Source organism: Phascolarctobacterium faecium DSM 14760, from assembly GCF_003269275.1.
Taxonomy (GTDB): domain Bacteria; phylum Bacillota; class Negativicutes; order Acidaminococcales; family Acidaminococcaceae; genus Phascolarctobacterium; species Phascolarctobacterium faecium.
In genome coordinates this window covers 1-1,634 of sequence record NZ_QLTS01000020.1, presented here as the reverse complement: position 1 = coordinate 1,634, position 1,634 = coordinate 1, and the positions used below count along the sequence as shown (strand labels likewise).

Sequence of the window (1,634 nt, the reverse complement as noted above, 5' to 3'; positions counted from 1 at the left end):
AATAATGATGGAGGTGTAAGATTTGTCTACTCAAGCAAAAATTGAGAAAATGCTCAAAAAGTCCGAAGTAATTCTGGCTGCAGGCGGCGAAAAACGCGTTGCAAAACAACACGAAGCCGGCAAAATGACTGCACGTGAAAGAATTGCTGCACTCCTCGACGAAGGATCCTTTGTTGAATTGGATCGTTTCGTAAAACATCGTTGCACAAACTTCGGCCAAGAGAAGAAAGAACTTCCTGGCGAAGGTGTAACTACTGGTTACGGCACCATCGATGGCCGTCTGGTTTATGTATTCGCACAAGATTTCACTGTAGAAGGTGGTTCTTTAGGCGAAATGCATGCTGCTAAAATCGTAAAAGTACAACGCCTGTCCCTGAAAATGGGTGCTCCGCTTGTTGGCCTGAACGATTCCGGCGGTGCTCGTATCCAAGAAGCAATTGACGCTTTGGCTGGTTACGGAAAAATCTTCTTTGAAAACACTATTGCATCCGGCGTAGTTCCTCAGATCTCCGCTATCATGGGTCCTTCTGCTGGCGGCGCTGTATACAGCCCGGCACTGACTGACTTCATTTACATGGTAAAGAACACTTCTAAAATGTTCATTACCGGCCCCGCAGTAGTAAAATCTGTTACTGGTGAAGACGTAACCCAAGAACAACTGGGTGGCGCTATGACCCACAACAGCACTTCCGGCGTTGCACATTTTGCTGCAGAAAACGACGAAGACTGCTTGCAACAGATCCGTTACCTGCTGAGCTTCCTGCCTTCCAACAACATGGAATGCGCTCCTATCGTAGAAACCGGTGACGACCCGATGCGTATTGATGACTCCTTGAATACATTGCTTCCGGATAACTCCAACCAAGCATATGATATGAAAGACGTAATCAAATCCATCGTAGACAACGGTGAATTCTATGAATCCCAACAATATTGGGCAACCAATATTATCACTTGCTTTGCACGTATGGATGGTCAAACCGTAGGTATCATTGCAAACCAACCTAAAGTAATGGCTGGCTGCCTGGATATCAACGCATCCGACAAATCCTCTCGTTTTATTCGCTTCTGCGATGCCTTCAACATTCCTTTGCTGAACTTGGTAGACGTACCTGGCTTCCTGCCTGGCTGTAACCAAGAATACGGCGGTATTATCCGTCACGGCGCAAAAATGCTGTATGCATATTCCGAAGCAACTGTACCTAAAATTACTGTAGTAACCCGTAAAGCATACGGTGGTTCCTACCTGGCAATGTGTTCCCAAGATTTGGGCGCAGACCAAGTAATTGCATGGCCGACTGCAGAAATCGCAGTAATGGGACCTGCAGGTGCAGCTAACATCATCTTCAAAAATGATCCTGATGTAAAAGCAAAAACGGAAGAATATATCGATAACTTTGCAACTCCGTACCAAGCAGCAATGCGCGGCATGGTAGACATCGTAATCGAGCCGAAAAACACCCGTCCCACCATCATCAACGCTTTGCAAATGTTGCAGTCCAAACGTGAAACTCGCCCGGCAAAACGCCATGGCAATATTCCTTTGTAATTTGCAGCTTGCAGTATAGTGCTTAATTAATTAAGAAGAATGAGGTGAAATAATGGGTCCTGTAACTACTAATCCTTGGTTGATT

At 45.7% G+C, this 1,634-nt stretch carries 1 protein-coding gene; it reads left to right on the top strand.

Features of this window, described 5'->3' with window-relative positions; all coding sequences use genetic code 11:
* Positions 1-49: 49 nt before the first annotated feature.
* A complete protein-coding gene (gene mmdA, locus C8D73_RS11155; RefSeq protein WP_044491883.1) occupies positions 50-1,549 on the top strand; it encodes a methylmalonyl-CoA decarboxylase subunit alpha in 1,500 nt (499 codons plus the stop codon).
* Positions 1,550-1,634 lie beyond the last annotated feature (85 nt).